Origin of the sequence: Paenibacillus phytohabitans, assembly GCF_013141775.1 — a bacterium.
Lineage (GTDB): Bacteria > Bacillota > Bacilli > Paenibacillales > Paenibacillaceae > Paenibacillus_AQ > Paenibacillus_AQ phytohabitans.
Genome location: NZ_WHOB01000089.1, coordinates 169,276 through 191,254 on the forward strand (window position 1 = coordinate 169,276; position 21,979 = coordinate 191,254).

The following is a 21,979-nucleotide window of genomic DNA, read 5'->3' on the forward strand; positions in this document are numbered from 1 at the left end:
TATGGGTATCAAAAAAACACTGGGTCTTGGCGTAGCATCGGCAGCACTGGGATTGTCTTTAATCGGAGGGGGCACCTTCGCTTACTTCAGCTCCACAGCAACCAGCACGGCAACCTTCGCGGCAGGCACACTGAAGCTCGGCTCTTCCTTCAATACCCCTGTTGCCCTGACCAACCTGAAACCGGGTGATTACACCGTACGCACGTTCACCTTGTCCAATGACGGCACCCTGGATATCAAACTCCTAACGCTGGCCACCAGCTACACTATAACTGATGCGAAGGGCGATAATGCCGGCCAGGATCTTGGAGATCACTTCAAAATCAAACTTCTCGACAGCTCTTACACCAGCGGTCCGCTTGCCGGCCATGTGCTGTCCGAGATCTCCCTGAAGGACCTGAAGAACACTTCCAGCTATGATCTCGTAACGGCGGGTGTACTGCCGGGAGGCATCGCCGCTACCCAAACCAAAACCTTCAAGATTGCTTTCGAATTCGTTGACAATACCCAGGATCAGAATATCTTCCAGGGTGACGGCTTGGCGCTGAACTGGACATTCAATGCTACGCAAGGTTTGGGAGAAGCCAAATAAGGCCATCAAACTATATACACAAAACGGCATATCCTCCCTCATCCGGGCTGGATATGCCGTTTTGTCTCTCCCCGCCAGCTTCTGGCAGGAACAAGGGTTTTTGTCCGTTTTGCGAATTTTTGTTATACTGATAACAAAAAGTACGGAGGGCGTTGTAATCGTGTCAGATAACATGGGAAGCCGCATCCATAGGCTCCGTCTGGAGAAGGGTTATTCTTTATCCGAGCTTGCGGATAAGGCTGACGTGGCGAAATCATACTTAAGTAATGTCGAACGGAATATCCAATCCAACCCCTCCATTCAATTTATCGAAAAAATTGCCGATGCACTTCAAGTATCGATTCACGTATTACTGTATGGCGGAATTGCAGAGACTGCAGAACCGGCTCTCGATGGAGAATGGTTCAGGCTGGTACAGGATGCGATGGCCTCTGGTATAAGCAAACGTGAATTCAAGGAATTTCTCGATTATCAGAAATGGCGGCTGGAGCAAAAGGATAACTGAAATACCCCCCACAAAGTGAGGCAGCAGCTTCGATGATTACTCAGGTACTTTGCGGGGACCCCGAAACAACATGTAAATCCCAACAGAACAAGGCACAGCGTGTACACCGCTGTGCCCTGTTCTGTATGTATCCGTACAATGCTGAATGCCCTACATCGCCTGGAGTGCTTTTTCAGTAAAAAAACGCCGAATCTCGTCTGCCTGGATGCCAGCCTGCTTAGCAGACATTAGCAAATGCACCCATTCTAAATCCAGATCAACTGCCTGCAGTTCGTCATTCCCCTGGTTGGACTTATCCAAGAAATCTCCTCCTAGAATTTTCGCGTCCCCAGGCAGTCCGGCCATCATAGTATTTCTACTTTAGATCCGAGACTTTGTGCCCCTGTCTTTCGGCAGGTTTACCCTTTACTGGACCCTTTACATGAAAGGATCTGGAAAGAATCGATGAAACCGTTCTCCGCAATAACATTATACAAGATCTTACATGAAAAGTGTGTCGTTTTCTGGAATTTTTTTATGTTAAATCGTGAGGACCCTTAGCTAAAATTGCCAATGGCTTGTATAAATAATTCCAATTCATCTTCAATCGGTCCAAATTAGTTTAAATATACTAATAGATATTTATCCCGTAACACAATATAGAAGTAATTACCCATTTCCATGATTTACAACCACCTAATTCCTTAATTTTTTATGGATTTTAACGATATTTTATCCCTCCGGCTTCACCCGGAAAATTTATGATTGTTCCGTATGAATTCCCTGCTGAATCATACCGTTTTGCGAACGGATTGCACGAAAGTATGAATTGATTACCCTGCCGGAAAGTAGCACAATAGGATGAGAATGAAACCGCAAACATCGCAGCTCCGCTAAGCGGTGTTCCTAATATACCGCATGTGGAGTTTATCCGTTAGGAGGACCTACTCATGGCCGTCAAAGAGCCCTATAACGAATCTGTCTGGAGCAAGTATTACGGTCCCAATCTGGGCTACATTCAGGAGAAATACGAGCAGTTTGTCAAGGATCCCACTTCCGTAGAGCATCATTACCGCGACCTGTTCACAGTATCCGGTCCGCCTCCCCTGGCTCCGGATGCCGTCAAGACGCCTCCCCCCGCCATCTCAGGAGATACAGAGTGGCTCAAGAAAGCCGTTAAAGCTTCCAAGCTAATGGCTAACATCCGAATATACGGCCATATGGCTGCCGATATCGATCCGCTGGAGCGGAGCACCAACCCGATGGCGAAATGGCTGGAGATCGAGACCTATGAGCTGACGCGCGAAGATCTGAATGCCCTGCCGGCTTCACTGATCTGGGAGAATGCCCCCGAGGGTGTGCATACCGCTATGGATGCCGTTCACAGAATGCGCCAGGCCTACACACAGACCATCGCCTATGAATTCGGGCATGTGCATGACGAGCGTGAGCTGCGCTGGCTCAACAGCCAGGCGGAATCCACAACGTCGCCTGCTCCACTGAATAATGCGGAACGCAAAGAGCTGCTGAAACGCCTGATCCAGGTAGAGCAGTTCGAGACCTTCCTGCACAAGACCTTCGTCGGCCAGAAGCGCTTCAGCCTGGAGGGCAATGATGCCCTCGTGCCTATGCTGGATGAAATTGTCCGCGCTGCCGCACATGACGGCGCAGAGCATATCCTGATGGGTATGGCCCACCGCGGAAGACTTAATGTGCTTGCCCACATCCTGGGCAAACCTTATGATATTATTTTCTCGGAATTCCATCATTCGCCGAACAAGGAGCTCTTCCCGTCCGAAGGCTCCATGGGTGTCACCTATGGCTGGAGCGGTGATGTGAAATACCATCTAGGCGCTGACCGGGCCGTCCGTGAAGGCGAAACCGTGCGTACCCGCATCACGCTTGCGAACAACCCGAGCCATCTCGAGTTCGTGAATCCGGTCGTTGAAGGCTTCACGCGTGCAGCCCAGGAGGAACGGGGTACCCCCGGCCTGCCTAAGCTGAATACGAACAAAGCCATGGCCGTGCTTATGCATGGCGATGCCGCCTTCCCTGGTGAAGGCATTGTTGCGGAAACACTTAATATCGGCAAATTGACAGGTTATCAGAATGGCGGCACTGTGCATATTATCGTCAATAACCGGATCGGCTTCACCACCGAAAGTGAAGATTCCCGTTCCACGCATTATGCAAGTGATCTGGCGAAGGGCTATGAGATCCCGGTAGTGCATGTCAATGCCGATGACCCCGAAGCCTGTATTGCAGCCGTCCGTATGGCCAGCGCTTACCGCCATTTGTTCAAGAAGGATTTCCTGATTGATCTGATCGGGTACCGCCGCCACGGCCATAATGAGATGGATGATCCGGAAACCACCCAGCCGGTGGTTTATGGCAAGGTCCGCAACCACCCTACCGTCTACCGCGTTTATGCGGAACGCCTGCAGCGCGAGAAGGTTGTTACAGCCGATGAGGTGAAGAACATGATTGCCGAAGCCGAGAATGTGCTGCAGCAGGCCTTCGAGCAGATGAAGGAAGGGAAACAGAAGAACGCCGAGTCCAAGACTTCGGTCGTTCTGGATACGGGAACACCGGTGCACCGCCCTACAGCGGTTCCGCTGGCCAGCCTCCAGGAGATTAACCGTGAGCTGCTGAGCGTACCGGCCGGCTTCACAGTCTATCCGAAGCTGGAGCGGATTCTGCAGCGGCGCAAGGATGCGCTGAATGACGGCGAGCGGGTAGACTGGGCGCTGGCTGAGACCCTGGCCTTCGCTACCATTCTGAAGGACGGCACGCCGATCCGCCTCAGCGGACAGGATTCACAGCGCGGCACCTTCGCTCACCGCCACCTTGTCCTGCATGACAGTGAGAGCGGGGAGCTCTTCTCTCCTCTTCACCAGCTTAAGGATTCCCGCGCCTCCTTCGGCGTCTACAACAGCCCGCTGTCAGAAGCCTCTGTACTCGGCTATGAATACGGCTATAATGTGTTCGCACCGGAGACCTTCGTGCTCTGGGAAGCGCAATACGGCGATTTCGCCAATGCCGCCCAGGTCATTATCGACCAGTTCATCTCCGCCGGACGCGCCAAGTGGACACAGCGCAGCAATCTTGCGATTCTGCTGCCGCATGGATATGAAGGCCAGGGACCGGAACACTCCAGCGGCAGGCTGGAACGTTATCTGCAGCTCTCCGCCGAGGAGAACTGGACCGTAGCGAACCTGACCTGCGCGGCCCAATATTTCCATCTGCTGCGCCGTCAGGCTGCACTCTGCGGACAGCCCGATGCCCGGCCGCTGGTAATCATGGCACCGAAGAGCCTGATCCGCAATCCGCGCAGCACCTCGGCCGGTGCTGATCTCGCCTCCGGCAGCTTCCAGCCGGTGCTTCCGGAACCGCTGCTCGGCAGCAAGCCCGAAGAGGTCAAGCGCCTGGTGGTATGCAGCGGCAAGGTCGCCATCGACCTGCAGACAGAGCTGGAGGCCGCCCGCGGACAGGACTTCTCCTGGCTGCATATTCTCCGCCTGGAGCAGTTGTACCCGTTCCCGGAACGCGAGCTTGGCGCACATCTCAGTTCGTTCCGTTCCCTGCAGGAAATCATCTGGGTGCAGGAGGAACCGAAGAATATGGGCGGCTGGAGCTACGCCGAACCCCGGCTGCGCGCCATTGCCCCGCAGAATGTTACCGTCCAGTATATCGGCCGTCCGGAGCGCTCCAGCCCGGCCAGCGGTTACGCGGATGTGCACAGCTTCGAGCAGCGGCGCATCGTTAGAGAAGCCCTGAAACTAAACGCTCAAGTACAAGCACCTGTACCGTCTTCCTGACAGCAGCAAGGCGGTCTCTCGATAACGTAAACTACTATATTTGGGGAGGTAACGGCCTGTGTCCGAAATTAAAGTACCCGATTTGGGCGAATCCATTTCCGAAGGAACGATCTACAAATGGCTGGTTAAAGAGGGCGACACTGTCGGCCAGGGCGATGTGCTCGCGGAGCTTGAGACCGACAAGGTCAACCTGGAGATCAGTGCGGAGGAGGATGGTGTCATCTCCTCCATCCTGCGCCAGGCGGGCGAGAACGTTGCCGTTGGCGAAGCTATCGGCATTATCGGCAGCGCCGACGGTGCGGCAGTAGCCGGAGGCGGAGGCAAGCCGGAAGCGACGAGCGCAGCGGCGGGCGGCAGCGCCTCTGACGGCGGTAAGCCGGAAGCGGCAAGTGCTCCTGCCGCCTCCGAAGGTGCGGTGGCAGGGACTGCGGCCCTGGCTTCGCCGGGGGCGCGCAAGCTGGCCCGGGAGCGGGGCATCGACCTCGGCGAGGTCAGTGCCCGCGACCCCATCGGCCGGATCGGCCAGGCCGATGTGAACGGCCATGGCGCAGCCGTGCCGGAGGCCGCTGCGCCTGCGGCGGCGCGGCCGGAGCCGGTGAAGCCGCCCGCGCCGGCGGGCAAGGCGCCGCACGCGGAGGACGGCAAAGCGACCGAGCGCAAGCGCATGTCGCGCAGACGGCTGACGATTGCCAGCCGCCTGGTCGAAGCGCAGCAGACGGCTGCCATGCTGACCACCTTCAACGAGGTGGACATGACCGCTATTCTCGACATCCGCAAACGCCGCAAGGATGCCTTCAAAGAGAAGCATGAGGTCGGACTCGGCTTCATGTCCTTCTTCACCAAAGCCGTGATCGGTGCACTCAAGGCTTATCCGCTGCTGAATGCCGAGATCGACGGCGAGGATCTCCTGCTGAAGAAATACTATGACATCGGCATTGCCGTAGCTGCCAAAGAAGGCCTGGTCGTGCCGGTCGTCCGCGATGCCGACCGGCTCAGCTTCCCGGAAATCGAGCGCAAGATCGGCGAGCTCGCCTCCAAAGCGCGCGCCAACACGCTCAGTCTGCCGGAGCTGCAGGGCGGTACCTTCACGATCACCAACGGTGGTGTATTCGGTTCTCTGCTGTCTACGCCGATCCTCAATACGCCGCAGGTCGGCATCCTCGGCATGCATAAGATCCAGCTTCGTCCGATCGCCTTGGATGAAGAGCGGACAGCTAACCGTCCGATGATGTATGTCGCCTTATCGTACGATCACCGGATTGTGGACGGTTCAGAGGCGGTAGGCTTCCTCGTCAAGGTCAAGGAATTACTGGAAGACCCTGAAGCGCTGCTGTTGGAGGGCTAAGCCCTCCTCCCGCGGCATCCTTCATTCCTCATACGTGTGAACACCAAAGGCATCCATAGAGCGTATTCGCTCTATGGATGCCTTTTTGGATTCCTTTTTGAATACCTTTTAATACCTAAATTGAATTCAATCTATTCACTTAAGCTGCTGGCTGCTCAACGATGAATATTTGGACTTCCGGCTGCTGTTTAAGCAAGAGTTGCCCGATTCATCCTTTGCACATGGAGTGCTTATTACAATCCTGCACAGAATACAACATTTCCCTCAATAACACGGCCTAAATCTATAATTGTTGCACAAAATGCAGCAATTCCCTCGTTCCAGGCCGATTAACGAAGCTATTGTTGTATTTCATACAACAATCCTCCTGAACAGCCGGTATTTATGAACCAATGTTGCAGTACGTACAACATTTATGCCTGTATAGACTGAACTTAACAAAATCACTCCCCAGAACCGCCGCCTACAGCCCGCCCCGGATCAATTCACCCGCCAAATCCAGCAGCTGTTCCTTGGTCAGCTTCCGGTCACCGTAGGTGGTGACAATATAATACGCATCCTGCTGCTCACTGTACCAGTTCAGGTAATGGTAGCTTATATCCGGCCGCACCTCTGGCTTGTTGGCGTGATTGTATACGATCTCACGGCCCTCTACCTCCAGCTTCTCTGCGGCCACCTCCGGCCTTAGCATGACCTGCACATTACCCCCATGCAGCAGGGTAGCCCCTATTTCGATGACCGCCCCTTCTCTGGTATACTTGCCGCCAATAGAAGCCGCTTCGGTCCACGGGATCGCCTTCATGAACAGATTGCGGCCGGTATCCTGCTTCGCCTCAGCCAACAGTTCGTCAAGAGTCTGACGGTAGAGCGGATTTCCATCGCGTTCCGCGGCTAAAGGTGAACCGGGGTGTATCGTGCCATACTTAAATTCATAACCTCCGGCTTCCTTGGGCAATACAGGCGTCTTCAATTTGTTCATCTCTCCCAGAAAAGCCGGGTAATCGGTCAGACGCAGCTCCTTGCTTGTAAACTGCAGTGCCGGCTCCGCTCCTTCCGGAAGTTTTTCTCCTCTATTGAAATAAGCGATCAGTTCCCCGGGTTTGGCAAAGTCCATCAGCTTCCACAAATATTCGTAATACGGAGCAGCCGCTCCCGGATTGGGGTTTTCTGCTCGATGCTGCACCTTCACCTCGCCTGCCTTATTCCGGATCTGAATATACTCCGAGGCAGCGTAGGCTGTTACTGTGATCAGCAGCAGCATAACCAGCATCCCTGTGAACGCAGCCGTTTTACCGGCGAATCTGATCCCGCGCGGACTCCGCTTCTGTTCAGTCCCCCGCACACGGGCCATAACTCTATCAGTAACCTCAATCACGGATAGCTGCTCTTCACGGACTGCAGCGTCTCTTATATCTTGGTACTCATTGCCGATTCCTGCCCGTTCCATGATATCCCCTCCTCCGCTTGCATCGTTTCCCGCACTTTTCGTTTGATCCGCTCCATCCTTTTATGCAGCGCATTAGGCGTAATGTTGAGAATTGCGCTGATCTCCAGAAAGGTCTGCTCTTCAAATACCCGCAGAACAAGCAAATTCCGTTCCTCCAGCGATAACCGTCCAAGTGCAGCCTCCAGCGCCGGACTGTATAGCCGCTCTTCCAGCGTCTGCTCCGGACCGGCCGCTGCCGCCGTATCGGGACGGAACACCCGCAGGAAGTGCCCCTGCATCCGCCGCCGGCGCAGCAGGTTCAGACAATGATTGCCGGCAATCCGGTACAGCCATGCCGAGAAGCTAACCGTAGGCTTGTACCCTCTGATAGATTGATAGGCTTTGACCAGCACATCCTGCACAGCATCCTCGGCATCCTGCCTGTTCCCCAGCATCCGGCAGCAATACCGGTAAACCGGCTGCTGAAAAGCATCCACAATGAACGCAAAGGATTCCTGCTCCCCTTGTTGAACCCTGATAATGACCGCCTCTACCTGCCGCATATCCGGCATATTCTCCTGTGACGTTGCCCTCACCTCCTGGCTTGTATATCTTTATAACACCTGACTTCTGCAAAAAGTGCCTACCGGCACAACTTTATTCGAGTAAAAACGGTTGTACGGGCTTCATCCTATGTAGTCTTTCAATCCAATATAATATAACTTTAGCAGATTTATCGAAGGCTGATTTATGCACCTTCCACCTCTCATCCGGCCCCCTCCGGACTCTTACCCCTCTCCACAGAAAAAAAAGAGACCTCCCCCTCCGCTCACGCGGAAGTATGGACATCTCTTCTCCGAAACCAGTCTCTTGGTCTTCAGCACTCTTTTTTACAGCACTCTTTTTTACAGCACACTTTCTCTACAACACTCGCTGCCCGTCATTCTCTTACTTTACAGCACTCTTGGTCTGCCATTCTCTTTCTCTACGACACTCTTTGTCTCTGTTTCTTTCAAGCCAACATCAATCTCTATATGGTTAAGCCGTATGCCGTGAAGGCTTCAGGCTCATTCCCTTTACTTTTGCCTGCCCTGCTACCGGAGGCTTCAGGGAAACCGCCAGGATGCAGGCCAGGATACACAGCAGACCAATTACGATGAACGTAGGCTTGAACCCGCCCAGGAATGCGGCGATGAACGAGCCGGACAACGCACCGATGCCGAAGCCCTGATAGACAACGCCATAGTTCTTGCTGTGGTTCTTCAGGCCGAAGAAGTCGCTGACAATCGCCGGGAACACGGTAATATTACCTCCGAAGCAGAAGGCGATCGCCGCCACACAGGTGAAGAATATACCGTAGCTGAGGGTGGCGTAGCTGAGAGTAAACATCGCTACCGCCGTAACAGCCAGCGTTACACTAATCAGCTTCAAGCGGCTCATGCGGTCGGATAATGCACCCAGAATCAGGCGCCCGGCCGTATTGAAGATCGCGATCATCGCTACAGCATTCGCTGCTGCCGCAACATCCAGTCCGGCCAGCTGCACACCGATATCCTTCACGATGCCGATCAGATAGAGGCCGCTCATACAGGCGGTGAAGAAGATCACGAACAGCAGGTAAGCTTCCTTCGTGCGGAGCATTTCTTTAACAGTGTAGTCTTTCGGCGCGATAACAGCTCCAGCGGCTGTCTTCATGCGATTCCCGGCAGCCATAGCCGCCGATGCGGGGGCCGCCACCGGCGCTTCCCGGACCAGCATTGAGCCGATTACGATCATAATCATCACCATGAAGCCCCAGTACAGAAAAGCATTCGACACGCCCGCCGACTCAATCAGGCTGCCGTTGATATATTTGAAGATCAGACTACCCGTACCGTAAGCACCTACGGATACTCCGGAGATCAGTCCCTTGTTCTTCGGGAACCACTTAATTAAGTTGGATAGTGAAGTAATATACGCTGTTCCGTCCGCGTACCCGACAACTACGCCGGCCAGCAGGTAGAACATCGGGAGGGAGCTGGCCTGCGAACTTAGAATCAGACCAAGCCCCAGCATAATCCCGGCAGCAGCGGTCAGTCTGCGGAGGCCGAACCGGTCCTGCAGTTTCCCCGCGAATAGTGTCGCGAAGGCCAGGGCAAAGCTGGTGATGGAAAAAGTTATCGAAACAGAGCTGAGCTCCCAGCCGAATTTGCTGACAAGATGGGCATTGAACAAGCTCCAGGTGTAGATTGTACCGAGTCCCATTTGCATAATCACTGTACCTAGCACGATGAGCCACCGCTTGCTGCCTGGCGTAGTCGTAGTCATGGGTGATTCCCTCTTTCTCTCTAATATCGCTTCCAAAGTCGCTTCAAGGCTTGCTTTGCCTCTTCATTGTAGCGAAAAGATGCTGACTTAAGAGAAATCCGGAATGAGATGACGCAAACGGGGAATGAACTGCCGCTAGAGGCGCATGATCTGCCTGAATTCCTTCACCTTGCCGCGGCTGACCGGCACTTCGAAGTCCAAATCACGCAGCCGGAGCAGATAGGTGTTGTTGAACCAGGGGATGATTTCCTTGATCTTGGACAGATTGACGAGATACGAACGGTGGCAGCGGAAGAACTGCTCCTGCGGCAGGCGGCTATGGAATTCGCTGATGCTTAAGGCCATGCTGTACTCCTCATCTTTGGTAATGACGCTCGTTGTTTTCTCCTGCGCCGAAGCATAGTAGATCTCGTCCGTATCGACGACGATGATCTTTTCATTTTTCCACAGATTGACCTTACCGCTGCTGAGCTTGACCGGCTCTTCTTCCCCCTGGCGGCTCCCGGCCGCAATGGCCCCCTCCAGCTTCTGCAGCATCGCTTTGATCCGCGTCTCGCTGTAAGGCTTCAGGATATAGTCGAACGCTTCGATCTCGAACGCCTCGGCGGCATGCTCCTTATAGGCTGTGATGAACACAATATAGGGCTTGACCGCGAAACGGCTAATATTATGGGCCAGCAGCACGCCGTCAACCGATGGAATATTGATATCCAGAAAAATCACATCCACCGTATCCGTCTGCAGATACTTCAGCGCATCCAGCCCGTCTTCGAACTCGGCGGCAATCTTGAAACTGCTGTGTGCCTGTATCAGAAAAGCAAGCTCCTGCCTCGCCAGCACTTCATCCTCGACAATTATCGCTCTCATCGCTGCTCCTTTATCACATCAAAGTAAATTTCCGTACCCTTGGCAAGCCGGTGGATCGTCAGACCCGTGCCATAGATCAGCTTCACCCGCTGGTGCACGTTGTACAGTCCGATTTTGTTACCTTCCATGCTGCCGCTGTAGACCTTGGCAATCGTCTCTTCACTAATTCCCGCTCCGGTGTCGGCAATTCTTACCCTTACGCTGTCCCCGTGGTCTTTGACTGAAATATCCACAGTACCATTGCCCTTCTCCTTCAAAATCCCATGGACAATCGCGTTCTCCACCAGTGGCTGAATAATCAGACTCGGAATACGCACCGCCACCTCATCAATATCGTACAGAACGGTCAGGCGGCTGCCGAAGCGGGCCTTCTCAATCTCCACATAATGCTGGACCTGCTGCAGCTCCCGGCGGATATCAATGGACTCATCGGTCAGCTCCAGATTATATCTCATATACCCCGACAGGTTGACGATCAGCTCGCGCGCCTTGTCCGGATCGATCCGGATCGAGGAGATAATGGCATTCAGCGCATTGAACAGAAAATGGGGGTTGATGCTCGTCTGCAGCGCCTTCAGTTCAGCTTTGTTGGCCATCTCCTTGATTCCCTCCACCCGCGAAACCTCCATTAGTGTAGAGATGATCTGCGACAGCCCGACTGCCATTGCCTGCAGGGAATAGGTGATTTTATGCGCATTGGTGTAGTAAATCTTGAGCGCCCCCGTCACTTCACCCTTCTCCTTCAGCGGAATAATGATCAGCGAGCGGATGCCCCGGTTCATGTACTCGGTATCGTCATCGCGGATGGTAATCTCGCCGCTCTTCAGCGTCTGCTTGGTCTCTTCACTGATAATCTCATTGGCCTCGGCATAATACTCTTCACCGACACCGACATAGGCCAGAATGAACCGTGTATCGGTAATCGCCACCGCATCCGCTCCGATATCCTCCTGGATAATCCCGCAGATGGTACGCAGCGACTCTGGATTAATATTGCGGAAATACGGAAGCGTCTTGTTGGCAATATCCAGCGCAAGCTTGGACTGCTTAGCCGCAATCCGTTCCTTCTCCCCTTCGACACTCTGCACGAGCGTAATAATCAGCCCGACACTGATCTGACCGATAATCATCGGAAAAGCAATCTTCGACACAATATCCACACCCAGCGAATAAGGGTCCGCCATAATCAGAATCAGCGCCATCGTCAGCGCCTCACAGGCCATCCCGGCCGCGATACCGGCGATCCAGCGTCGTTCAGGTGAGGTGCGCCGGTAGATGATCCCCGATACAAGCCCTGCTGTGATGCTTGTAATCAGACACGGAAGCGAGGTGACCCCGCCGATATCAATCAGGAAACGGTGCACCCCCGAGATGATCCCGGTAATCAGCCCGACCCAGGGGCCGAAGAGAATCCCGCCAGCCATAATGGCGATAATCCGCACATTGACCAGCGACCCTTCCACATTAATCCCGCTGTAGGTTCCGAAGATGGCGAACAGGCTGAAGATCACCGTTACAATCGCCAGCTCCTGAGGCGCATATACCCCTTTGGCAAAAATCTCTTTAAAGCGCGGCAGCCGGGTCAGTACGAACAGACACATCAGCAGCAGCGCTGCCCGCTCAAACAATTGCAGCAGAATACTCAGGTTATGTTGCACATTCACGCCCCCATCGGACAATCTATCGGTCCATTATAAAGCCTTATTTTTCAGAAAAAAAGGCCCTCTGCGCAGCATACACTTTCCGCTCCATCCGGGCTATAATGGATTATTGTCTTCATTTCAGCAGAGAAAGAAGCGATTATACAATGATAATAACCAGTGAAGCAGACATTCTCCGGCAGGTGATGGGAGATGCCTGGATGATGGATATTCTGAAGGCTGCCGGAACTTTGCAATTACCGGACTGGTGGGTCTGCGCCGGATTTGTGCGGTCGAAGATCTGGGATGTGCAGCATGGTTTTACGGAGAGGACACCCCTCGCGGATATTGATGTGATCTATTATGACCCCGGCGACCTGCGGGAGGAAGTGGAGAAATCCTGGGAAGCCCAGCTGAAGCGCCGGTATCCCGGAATCCCCTGGTCAGTCAAGAATCAGGCCAGGATGCATACCGTCAATAACCTGCCGCCCTATTACTCGTCCACAGACGGCATGTCCAAATTCCCCGAGACGGCAACGGCGCTTGGACTCTCCCTGGACGGAAATGGGGAAATAATTCTGGCCGCCCCTCATGGAATTTCGGATGTCATTCAGCTGGTATTGCGGCCCTCGCCTTACTTCGCCGCCCATCCGCATTTGCTGCCTATTTATGAGAAGCGGATTGCAGGCAAGAACTGGCAGAGCATCTGGAGCGGGCTGCGCAGCCTCCCGGCTGACGCTACCTAGTCCGGGCCGAGACCCGGTACAACCCGCAAAGAGCAGCAGGTACTCCCTGACCGGGGCAGCCTGCTGCTCTTTTTTACAAGACAATGTTATCTGCTTCGTACAGTTATTCTTCCTCAGCAATCCCGCCGAAACACTCTAGTTTACACCGCCAGATCTATCCCCACCACACCTACAATCTCTCCGCGGCCATCCTTAATCGCTCTGGAGAGCGTAATGCAGGAACGTTTGGTAATCGCCGAAACATACGGCTGCGAGACGTACTGGCCTTCATTCATGGCCCCGTTCCACCAGTCACGGCGTTTGGCATTCAGGAGTCCTGCCGCAGGCTCGGAGTAAATGAACGTGCCATCCGTCCGGTTGGACCAGATCGCCTGCACATCCGGAACCTTACGGATACAGGAAGCAAGGACGCTGCTGTGACTGTCCGCATCCGGTGAATACAGCTCCTGCTTAGCTGAGAGCTCCTCCAGCAATACCTGCATTTCCTGCAGCCGTCCCTCGTACCCGCTCATCTCAATCACCCCGCGCCCCGCAATTGCATTCACTGATTGCTGCAGGGATTGCGACTCCATGAGCAGGCTGGCGCTGATATTATTCAGCTGGCCGATCTGGGACCGCTGCCGGGTGACCTGCTCCAGCGTCAGGTCCACACCTGCGATGGTCTCGTTGACAATACCCACTGCACCGCTAAGTTCGGCTGTCACCTCATCAATCAGCCTGCTCTGCCGCGCAGCCGCAGCGACCGATTCACTTACCGCCGCCCCCACCTCTTCTATTCTGTCCGAGATATCGCGAGACGCCGCTTCACGGTTGCTACTTCATTCACACCGTGCTCAACTGCCGACTGCTCTTTCGTAACCGACTCCAGCACCTGCCGCACTCCGTTATTGATATCGAGCAGCACCTCCGTGGAGCGCTCTACCGAACTCCGGCTCTGGTCGGCTAACTGCCTGATCCGGCTTGCTACTACCGCGAAGCCCCGACCCTGCTCACCCGCCCGCGCAGCTTCAATAGAAGCGTTGAGCGCCAGCAGCGAGGTTTCGTTGACAATACCGACAATCAGCGAGTTAATCTCCTCCACCATGGCAATATGGCCGCTAAGCGTCGTGAATTTGTTCAGCATGTCTCCGCTCTGCTCCTGCAGCTCCTCCATGACCTCATCTGTATTCTTCAGTGAATCCACCATTTCAACCATTCCTGAGCGAGTCGTCTGCATGGTCGCCCCCAGCTTCCCGGTCAGTTCCTCTATATGCTGCGTCACTGCCGCTACTCCGCCCATGGTGGCAAAAGCACCCTCAATATTGGCCTTAGCCTCATTACTGCGCGTCTGCAAATCCACTTCGTATGCATGTGAATAGTCTGCAGTCTGCTGAAGCCCTTCCGTGTGGCGGCTAATTTCTTCGAGCGCCCCATGCAGCCGGTCCGAGGTGACAACAATCTCATTGCCCAGCAGCTCCACCTTGCCCCGGGATTCCGCCAGCTGCCGGTCCTTGAGGACTCCGCCGTAATAGCTGTCCAGCGCAAGTCCGCCGAGCGCCGCCATTAGCAGCAGATAGATAACCTTATGTATCCAGTACATATCAACCCATAAGCTGTACACACCTACAAGCAGCAGTAAAACAACGACTAGAACGGCCTTCCCCCGGCGAATACCCATCTTCAACGTTCACTCCACTCTATCATGTTATGTATTCTAACATTATATCAGCAGAGTAAAATTAAGGAAACCATTTCTATGCCTATCCTCCACTTACGGCGTTCCGCTCCACTCTGCCCCGCGCCTGCCACAACAAGTGGATAAATGTATCTTAATTTGCTCGTTTCTTACGAATGAACGGAAGCAAGTGGATTAACAGCACCTATTTATGTTAGTTTTCGCTACTTTGGCTGAATTGGGGTAATTTAAGTGTTCTTTTTCCAACTATTGGTTTGGCAGCGCCTTTTCGCTCATCAGCAAGTGGAGGAAATCCATCTATTTCTGCTCCCACTACCTTTTCAAGCTGATTAGCTCCAATTTTCCCGCTCCCGCATATCCTCCAGACTCAACAAACCGGTAAAACAGTTGAAACCGAGGAGTATTGGTTGGGTTGGGTTGGGTTGGGTTGGGCGCCCGAAGAGGTTCAGACTCCAACATATAACCTCCCAAAAAAAGGACAGCCGTGTACACCGCAGCTTCTGCGTGTAAGGCTGTCCTTCCGGTATTCACCCGGGCGGTTCTATAGAACTGCCGGTTGCATGTTGCCCTCTTGTTTAATCTTAGCCATCATTCCCCGGGCGATCCATACTCCGGCCGCTCCGGCCTGTGCAAGGCCGCGGGTAATGCCTGCACCGTCACCGCCGCAGTAGAGCCCGGAGATCTCGGTCTCGAATTGCTCTGTCAGCTTAGGCCGGGCAGAATAGAACTTCGCCTCAACTCCGTAGAACAGCGTATGCTCGGAGGCAATACCCGGTGTAACCTTCTCCAGTGCCTCGACCATTTCAATCAGGCTCTTCATCGTGATGTACGGCAGGACCAGACCCAGATCGCCAGGCACCGCTTCCTTCAGCGTGGGCTCAAGGAACCCTTCCTTGATCCGTGTCTCCGTGGAACGGCGGCCGCGCAGGATATCGCCGTACTTCTGCACGATCACACCGCCGCTGGACAGATCATTGGCCCGCTTACAGATTTCCCGGGCATATTCATTCGGTTTATCGAACGGCTCGGTGAAGGTATGGGAGACCAGGAGGGCAAAGTTGGTATTCTTGGAGCCAAGCGCCGGGTCCTTGTAGGAGTGTCCGTTCGCTGCCATCACTCCGCTGTGGTTCTCCACGACAACATGTCCTGAAGGGTTGCTGCAGAAGGTGCGGACCCGTGTCCCCACAGATGTATTGAAGACGAATTTTCCCTCATAGAGATGCTCGTTAATCTCACGCATTACCACATCAGAGGTTTCCACGCGCACCCCAACATCCACCTGGTTGTTGTACATTTTGAGCCGGCGTTTCTTCAGCACCGCAGTCAGCCAGGCAGATCCGTCACGTCCCGGAGCAATCATTACCTGATCCGCCTCATGGCTCTCACCGTTCTTCAAGGTAATGCCCGTAATGCGAAGTGCACCGTTCTCCTTGACGGTAACAATATCTTCTACCTCTGTCTTGTACAGCATATCAATGCGCGTCTTCAAATATTCGTATATGGATTTCAGGATTTCCAGGTTCTGTTCTGTTCCCAGATGGCGGACCTGCGCACGCAGCAGCTTAAGCCCAGCCGCGTACCCCCGCTGCTCAATCCCGCGGATGCTCTCGGTAGTCGGATCGGTAATAACCGGCGTGGCCCCGTGCTCCAGGTTGATGCCGTCAACATATTCAATCAGCTCCATCACCCTGGAAGGAGGCAGATAATCGGTCATCCAGCCGCCGAACTCGGTCGTGATGTTGAATTTGCCGTCACTATACGCACCCGCACCGCCAAAGCCTGCAGTAATCGAACAGGCCGGCAGACACCCGGCGAATTCCTTACGGCCCGAAGCCGGAGGGCAGAGCTTGATTTTCTCCTCGAGAATCGGGCAATTCCGTCGGTAGATATCATGGCCCTTGTCCACCAGCAGGATCTTCAGTTCCGGCGCTTTAAGTGTCAATTCATAGCAGGCGAATATTCCGGCCGGACCGGCTCCAACAACAATCACATCATATTTACTCATAGGTTCTCTGTTCCTCCCAGGATGAAACGGCTGCCCCTGCAGTGGATAAGGGCTGCTCTGTTTCTGCGATAAATATAAATTCACTTACGCAAACAGCACAAAAATCCCGACCTCTTCATAGGTATGCAAAATGCACCCTATTCGTAGCCAGGAATTTACGGTCCCCTGTAGAAACCCCCAAACCTTATCATTGAGGATATACGAACAGCTTAGCTCATTATTGTGAGCCAATTGGAATTCTACAGAAATTATGCGAATGTGTCAAGGATATATCGCATTAATAATTCGTGTTTGCATCATTATATCAGCATGATTAGCTATATATACCTAGTGTTAATCACCAAAACACGAACAATGATCACAGTATCGGATTAGGGAGGAAAAACGGGATAATTGTCGAATATATAAGTATATTGCCACTGGAAAAGAGGAACATCTTATGCACATCCCACCGCCAACTCCTCGCCAAATGTACTGGAACCGTGTCCTCCTCAATACCTTTTGGATGGTCCTGTTTGTTTATCTGGCAAGCCAGCTATTTGTTGCCCTATCCATGTGGGGCCACCGGCCTGAGCTCTCAGGCGGGCAATATTTCATTAACCACATATTGATCCCCGACTCCATACTGCTCGTCTTGCTTCTGATTCTCGAGGTTGTACATAAATGGAAACCGCTGATGTCCGAGTTCTCAATTATTGTCGCAAGCCATCTGTACGGCATTCTGATGATCATGAATCTGAGCACGGAGTTTCATGTGAAGCCGCTGATTATGCTGCTTCCGCTGCTGGTATCCATGATCTATCTGAAGGACAATTATCTGAAGGCTTCCTCAATTATTTGCCTGATCTATATCATTATGCTGTTCCTCAACACAGCCACCTATGACTATACCCTGCGCATCCAGAACATTATTATCACCCTTATCTTTGCAGGAACTTCTCTAGCCGGGTTCGGCGTCATTGCACGGGGACGGGATCTAATGCAGTCACTGGAGAATTCGGTGAAGTCGGAGCAGGATCTGCGCATTCAGAATATTATTATGGACAGGCTGTCCAAGATTGACCCCTTGACCGACTTGTACAATCACAAGACCTTTCATGAATATCTGGGCTGGCTGATTGAGCATCAGCAGAACAATCCTTTTCCCCTGCAGCTGGCGGTTCTCGATATCGACAATTTCAAAAAAGTAAATGACCAGTATGGCCACTGGGTTGGCGATATTGTACTGAAGCAAGTAGCTGCAGTCATGCTGCAGCATATCGGATCGGATGACTTCGCCGCCCGGTACGGGGGTGAAGAGTTCGTTATCATTCTGACGGCCAAGCCGCTGGAGGATTCCGTGCGGATTATGGACAAGATCCTAACCGGAATTGCCGGCCTGCCCATTAATGAAATGGAGAATAAATCGGTTACGGTCAGCATCGGCATGCATGATTATGATGGAACGGATTCGAAGAGCTCCACTTTTCAGCAGGCAGACGATGCCCTGTATGAAGCCAAAAAAACAGGCAAGAACAAAATCGTCATCTTCTAGCTGCAAATACATTTTTTATAGTTCAAAAAAAGCGGGTCCGCAGGCATATTATCCATGCCCGGAACCCGCTTTTACTATGTAATCTATAAGCTCTAATTCAGATGTTCTACTTCATAACGCTTCTGCGGCACGAGCAGGTCAATTACTTTGCGCTGCGGCACCGGCCGGCTGATCAGGTAGCCCTGAACCTTGTCGCAATTCGATTCCTTGAGGAAGGCCAGCTGGCTGGCATCCTCCACGCCCTCGGCTACAACATCCAGGCCCATCTTATGCCCCAGAATAATGATCGTCTGAACGAAGGACTCACTAAAGGCTTTATCCGCAAGGGAATCAATGAAAATTTTGTCCATTTTGAGTGTCGAGATCGGCAGCTGCTGAAGATAGCTTAAGGAGGAATACCCCGTCCCGAAATCATCCAGCGCAATCCGGATGCCGCGTGATTTCAGGAATTCCAGCTTGCTGACGGTGCTCTCGAACGATTCCATGAATATGGATTCCGTAATCTCCAGCTCCAGACTGCTTGGCGCAAGGCCGCTCTCCTCCAGACTATCCAGCACAATCTCCACGAAATCATCCTGCAGCAGCTGAATAATGGAGATATTCACTGATATTTTATAAGAGATTCCGGTAAGCTGGTGGATGCTGTTCATGAATTTGCAGGCTTCCCGCAGCACCCATTCCCCGATATAAATAATCAGCCTGGAATCCTCGGCAATCTTGATGAAGGAGAGCGGAGAGACAAAACCAAGTACCGGACTGTTCCAGCGGATCAAAGCCTCGAATCCCGAGATCAGTCCCGTCTCAATCTGCACCTGCGGCTGATAATGCAGCTCAAATTCATTATTGTTCATGGCACTCCGCAGATGCTTCTCAATGTTCATCCGTTCATTAAATGCCGTATGCATCGATTTGTCATAAACCACATACGTGCTTTTTCCTTCTTCTTTGGCCCGGTACATCGCTACATCAGCATTCTTCAGAATCTCCTCCGTCGTCTCCCCGTCTTCCGGGTAGAAGGAGATCCCGATGCTGCAGGAGACGTACAGGTTGCTCTCGCCGATGAGGAAGGATTTGCGGAAGGAGCGCATAATGTCCTCGGCCAGATTCAGCACATCCACGCGGCTCTCAATGTCTTTGAGGAACACTACAAATTCGTCGCCGCCAAGCCGGGAGAGCATATCCCCTTCCCGGACTACCGACTGCAGGCGCTCGCTGGCCTTGCGGATCAGAATGTCGCCGGATTTATGTCCTAGCGTATCGTTAATATACTTGAAGTTGTCTGTGTCTACGAACAGCAGCGCTGCTCTCCCCCCCGGCCGGCGGAAATAATTCTCCATCGTCTCCAGCAGACAGATCCGGTTCGGCAGATTGCTGAGCGAATCCACATAAGCCAGGCGGTGCATGTTCTTCTGATTCTCCAGCAGCATCTCATATTGCCCTACAAGCTCCTGCTGCGTAGCCGTAAGCTGCTCATAGGTCGCTTCAAGCTCCTGATAGCTGTTGTTCAGATTGAACTCCGCCTGCTTCCGCTTACTGATATCAATCAGCGAGCCAAGGAACAGTACGATTTGGTCTCTTGGGTCCACAATCGCCTTCCCCCTAACCTCAAACCAGACGTAGACGCCATCCTTGGTCTTCATCCGGTACTCGGTTTCGTAGATCGGAGTCAGCCCGGTAAGATGCTCCTGTCTGGCTTTGCGTGCAGATTCCTGATCATCCGGATGAATGATGCTGAGCACGCCGCCTTCGAAGGAATTAATCTCTTCCTCGGTGTAGCCCATGACCTCATACCAGCGGTCCGAGAGCTTGTAGAAGCCGCTATCCCAGTCGAGCTCCCACATATAGGCACCTGAGCCTTCGGAGGCCAGACGGAAACGCCGTTCACTGACGCCCAGCCGGTTGAACTGGTCCTGCAGCTCAACTTCAGTTGCCGCAAGCTCCTCATAGGTAGATTCCAGTTCCTCGTAACTCAGCTGCAGCTTAAGTTCGTTCTGTTTGCGTTCATCGATATCAAGCCCGACCAGGACAAATATATCCTCTGCCTGATTATCCATCCCCTTGATCAGGGTAGTGCGGATGGAGAAATAATGCGCACCCGGAGAATGCTCCGGAAGCTTCAGCTCCACATTAGTCACATAATCGAGATAGACCGCTTTGGTAAGGAGATCCCGGAGCACTGCCGCTCCGCCCTCAAGACCAGGCAGGTCATCGATACTCACGCCGAGCACGTCCTTCTCTGAAAGCCCGGTCATTTTCTCGGCATATTGATTGAAGCGCACGCTCCGCTTGTCTCCATGAACCGCCCATATGATCATCCCGGTATTCTCGATCACATCCTCGAAGAATTCCTGTTCAGAGTGAATTGTCCGGCGCAGACGGCGGATATAGATCCGGAGCAGCACAGCGCCGAATACCAGCAGGATAGCCCCTATGGCCACTCCTGATATGATTCTGTTACGGATCATCGACTGATGATAATCCGAGTGAGCGAAGAAATATTGCTGATACAGCTCTTCGAATGCCCCGGAGCGTTCCAGCCGCTCAAGTCTGGCATTTACATAAGACACCAGCTCCGGCTTGGTCTTGCTGATGCCATAAGCGACATCCTGAGGATACAGATTGTTCATTTTGCGGACAATCGTTCCGGTCAGCCCCTGTTCAACAATCAGGTAATCCACAACCCCCTGATTCTCGAACAGCAGATCAATCTCGCCTTTGCGCAGGGCCTCCACTGCTTCAGGTACGGTTGCATATTCTATGTATTGTGAGGATGAGATTCCCACCTTATTCTGCAGAACAGTTTCCGAATACTGTCCCTTGCCTACACCGATTTTGTAATTTTTCAACGTGCCCATCTTCACTTCTTCACTAAGCTCCTGGCGGGAATAGACGGAAATATAGCTCCTCAGCACAGGTCTGGAGAACAAGGTATCCTGCTTTCTCTCCTCGGTTACGGCCATGAGGCCGGTCGTGTCGATCTTGCCCTCGGTCAGCAGCCTGTATGTACTCTCCCATTCCCCGGTGCTGTATAGAATAAGATAATCCTGTTTCTCAAAAATCATACTCGTCAGATCAATATCAAAGCCTGTTAGATATCCGTTCTGTATGTACTTGTAAGGGGGATATTCCAGTTCTGCCTGGTATTTAATATCCTGTCTTTCGGCGTGAGCGGCAGCGGGGGGTGTAATCATGAGCACGATGCCAATTAGAAGCAAGAGTTTACACCGCTTCATCGCAATTCTCCTTTGTCCCATAAAAATCGGCTAAACGCATTTATTATGAAGCTGTATTCGACAAAAAATGGTAAGGTTCCTGCTAGTTCCACTTCAATTCTGATAAAATGTGCAAATTCTGCAGAATCGTTTATTTATTGTCGAAGAAGTATGCGGAGGCGACTTTGCCGGCCTTTTAAAGGACGGTACTGTTTCAGCGGGATATAGAGGAAGGAATAGTGGGTGGCACCTATAACTTCTTATATTTTAAAATAAGAAACTTTATATTTGTATTGCTTTTTGGAAGCAAAATGTGGATAATAGCAAT

16 protein-coding genes and 2 riboswitches are annotated in these 21,979 nt (G+C 52.8%); of the genes, 6 read left to right on the top strand and 10 right to left on the bottom strand.

Annotated features, from left to right (window positions below; translation table 11 throughout):
* The first annotated feature begins 1 nt into the window (after window position 1).
* The gene (locus GC101_RS29950) at window positions 2-592 is read left to right on the top strand and encodes a TasA family protein (protein WP_039299460.1); all 591 of its coding nucleotides are present in this window, start codon (window positions 2-4) and stop codon (window positions 590-592) included.
* A 172-nt stretch (window positions 593-764) separates the two neighbouring features.
* Window positions 765-1,097: a helix-turn-helix domain-containing protein gene (locus GC101_RS29955; RefSeq protein ID WP_039299636.1), complete on the top strand. Its 333-nt coding sequence runs from the start codon at window positions 765-767 to the stop codon at window positions 1,095-1,097.
* A 150-nt stretch (window positions 1,098-1,247) separates the two neighbouring features.
* On the opposite strand, the gene GC101_RS29960 is transcribed toward GC101_RS29955, so the two are convergent.
* The gene (locus GC101_RS29960) at window positions 1,248-1,397 is read right to left on the bottom strand and encodes an anti-repressor SinI family protein (protein ID WP_083442555.1); all 150 of its coding nucleotides are present in this window, start codon (window positions 1,395-1,397) and stop codon (window positions 1,248-1,250) included.
* 28 nt (window positions 1,398-1,425) lie between these two features.
* A riboswitch (cyclic di-GMP riboswitch) is annotated at window positions 1,426-1,510 on the bottom strand.
* A gap of 516 nt (window positions 1,511-2,026) precedes the next feature.
* Here GC101_RS29960 and GC101_RS29965 point away from each other — a divergent pair.
* Both GC101_RS29965 and odhB read left to right on the top strand, forming a co-directional pair.
* Window positions 2,027-4,894: a 2-oxoglutarate dehydrogenase E1 component gene (locus tag GC101_RS29965; protein WP_171720310.1), complete on the top strand. Its 2,868-nt coding sequence runs from the start codon at window positions 2,027-2,029 to the stop codon at window positions 4,892-4,894.
* Between the two features lie 58 nt (window positions 4,895-4,952).
* Window positions 4,953-6,239 (top strand): 2-oxoglutarate dehydrogenase complex dihydrolipoyllysine-residue succinyltransferase, encoded by a 1,287-nt coding sequence (gene odhB, locus GC101_RS29970; protein WP_171720311.1) that lies wholly within the window; start codon window positions 4,953-4,955, stop codon window positions 6,237-6,239.
* A gap of 463 nt (window positions 6,240-6,702) precedes the next feature.
* Here odhB and GC101_RS29975 read toward each other — a convergent pair whose 3' ends face one another.
* The 5 genes from GC101_RS29975 to GC101_RS29995 form a co-directional block, all read right to left on the bottom strand.
* The gene (locus GC101_RS29975; RefSeq protein WP_171720312.1) at window positions 6,703-7,686 is read right to left on the bottom strand and encodes a hypothetical protein; all 984 of its coding nucleotides are present in this window, start codon (window positions 7,684-7,686) and stop codon (window positions 6,703-6,705) included.
* Window positions 7,647-8,228, bottom strand: a complete 582-nt coding sequence (locus tag GC101_RS29980; RefSeq protein ID WP_216626805.1) for an RNA polymerase sigma factor — start codon at window positions 8,226-8,228, stop codon at window positions 7,647-7,649. Before GC101_RS29980 ends, GC101_RS29975 begins: the two co-directional genes overlap by 40 nt.
* A 475-nt stretch (window positions 8,229-8,703) precedes the next feature.
* A complete protein-coding gene (locus GC101_RS29985; RefSeq protein ID WP_171720314.1) occupies window positions 8,704-9,972 on the bottom strand; it encodes an L-lactate MFS transporter in 1,269 nt (422 codons plus the stop codon).
* A 135-nt stretch (window positions 9,973-10,107) separates the two neighbouring features.
* Window positions 10,108-10,839 (bottom strand): LytR/AlgR family response regulator transcription factor, encoded by a 732-nt coding sequence (locus GC101_RS29990; RefSeq protein WP_171720315.1) that lies wholly within the window; start codon window positions 10,837-10,839, stop codon window positions 10,108-10,110.
* Window positions 10,836-12,440: a LytS/YhcK type 5TM receptor domain-containing protein gene (locus GC101_RS29995; protein WP_171720419.1), complete on the bottom strand. Its 1,605-nt coding sequence runs from the start codon at window positions 12,438-12,440 to the stop codon at window positions 10,836-10,838. Before GC101_RS29995 ends, GC101_RS29990 begins: the two co-directional genes overlap by 4 nt.
* Before the next feature lie 206 nt (window positions 12,441-12,646).
* Here GC101_RS29995 and GC101_RS30000 point away from each other — a divergent pair, with 206 nt between their 5' ends.
* Window positions 12,647-13,225: a nucleotidyltransferase family protein gene (locus GC101_RS30000; RefSeq protein ID WP_171720316.1), complete on the top strand. Its 579-nt coding sequence runs from the start codon at window positions 12,647-12,649 to the stop codon at window positions 13,223-13,225.
* Between the two features lie 140 nt (window positions 13,226-13,365).
* Here GC101_RS30000 and GC101_RS30005 read toward each other — a convergent pair whose 3' ends face one another.
* From GC101_RS30005 to GC101_RS30015, 3 genes are all read right to left on the bottom strand, one after another.
* Window positions 13,366-13,992: a PDC sensor domain-containing protein gene (locus tag GC101_RS30005; protein WP_171720317.1), complete on the bottom strand. Its 627-nt coding sequence runs from the start codon at window positions 13,990-13,992 to the stop codon at window positions 13,366-13,368.
* Window positions 13,993-13,997: 5 nt separating this feature from the next.
* Window positions 13,998-14,882, bottom strand: a complete 885-nt coding sequence (locus GC101_RS30010; RefSeq protein ID WP_246354585.1) for a methyl-accepting chemotaxis protein — start codon at window positions 14,880-14,882, stop codon at window positions 13,998-14,000.
* Window positions 14,883-15,441: 559 nt separating this feature from the next.
* Window positions 15,442-16,905 (bottom strand): NAD(P)/FAD-dependent oxidoreductase, encoded by a 1,464-nt coding sequence (locus tag GC101_RS30015; RefSeq protein WP_171720319.1) that lies wholly within the window; start codon window positions 16,903-16,905, stop codon window positions 15,442-15,444.
* A 124-nt stretch (window positions 16,906-17,029) separates the two neighbouring features.
* Window positions 17,030-17,129: riboswitch (purine riboswitch) on the bottom strand.
* Between the two features lie 215 nt (window positions 17,130-17,344).
* Between GC101_RS30015 and GC101_RS30020 the strand changes: the two genes are divergently transcribed.
* Window positions 17,345-18,439 (top strand): GGDEF domain-containing protein, encoded by a 1,095-nt coding sequence (locus tag GC101_RS30020; protein WP_171720320.1) that lies wholly within the window; start codon window positions 17,345-17,347, stop codon window positions 18,437-18,439.
* Between the two features lie 92 nt (window positions 18,440-18,531).
* On the opposite strand, the gene GC101_RS30025 is transcribed toward GC101_RS30020, so the two are convergent.
* Window positions 18,532-21,672, bottom strand: a complete 3,141-nt coding sequence (locus tag GC101_RS30025) for an EAL domain-containing protein (RefSeq protein ID WP_171720321.1) — start codon at window positions 21,670-21,672, stop codon at window positions 18,532-18,534.
* Between the last annotated feature and the right edge of the window lie 307 nt (window positions 21,673-21,979).

Coding starts and splice junctions, on each gene's coding strand:
- GC101_RS29950 (WP_039299460.1), top strand. CDS start 2: ATGGGTATCAAAAAAACACTGGGTCTTGGCGTAGCATCGGCAGCACTG.
- GC101_RS30000 (WP_171720316.1), top strand. CDS start 12,647: ATGATAATAACCAGTGAAGCAGACATTCTCCGGCAGGTGATGGGAGAT.
- GC101_RS29990 (WP_171720315.1), bottom strand. CDS start 10,839: ATGAGAGCGATAATTGTCGAGGATGAAGTGCTGGCGAGGCAGGAGCTT.
- GC101_RS30025 (WP_171720321.1), bottom strand. CDS start 21,672: ATGAAGCGGTGTAAACTCTTGCTTCTAATTGGCATCGTGCTCATGATT.
- GC101_RS30010 (WP_246354585.1), bottom strand. CDS start 14,882: ATGGGTATTCGCCGGGGGAAGGCCGTTCTAGTCGTTGTTTTACTGCTG.
- GC101_RS30020 (WP_171720320.1), top strand. CDS start 17,345: ATGCACATCCCACCGCCAACTCCTCGCCAAATGTACTGGAACCGTGTC.
- GC101_RS29995 (WP_171720419.1), bottom strand. CDS start 12,440: ATGTGTCTGTTCGTACTGACCCGGCTGCCGCGCTTTAAAGAGATTTTT.
- GC101_RS29965 (WP_171720310.1), top strand. CDS start 2,027: ATGGCCGTCAAAGAGCCCTATAACGAATCTGTCTGGAGCAAGTATTAC.
- GC101_RS29975 (WP_171720312.1), bottom strand. CDS start 7,686: ATGGAACGGGCAGGAATCGGCAATGAGTACCAAGATATAAGAGACGCT.
- GC101_RS29980 (WP_216626805.1), bottom strand. CDS start 8,228: ATGCGGCAGGTAGAGGCGGTCATTATCAGGGTTCAACAAGGGGAGCAG.
- GC101_RS29955 (WP_039299636.1), top strand. CDS start 765: ATGGGAAGCCGCATCCATAGGCTCCGTCTGGAGAAGGGTTATTCTTTA.
- GC101_RS29985 (WP_171720314.1), bottom strand. CDS start 9,972: ATGACTACGACTACGCCAGGCAGCAAGCGGTGGCTCATCGTGCTAGGT.
- GC101_RS30015 (WP_171720319.1), bottom strand. CDS start 16,905: ATGAGTAAATATGATGTGATTGTTGTTGGAGCCGGTCCGGCCGGAATA.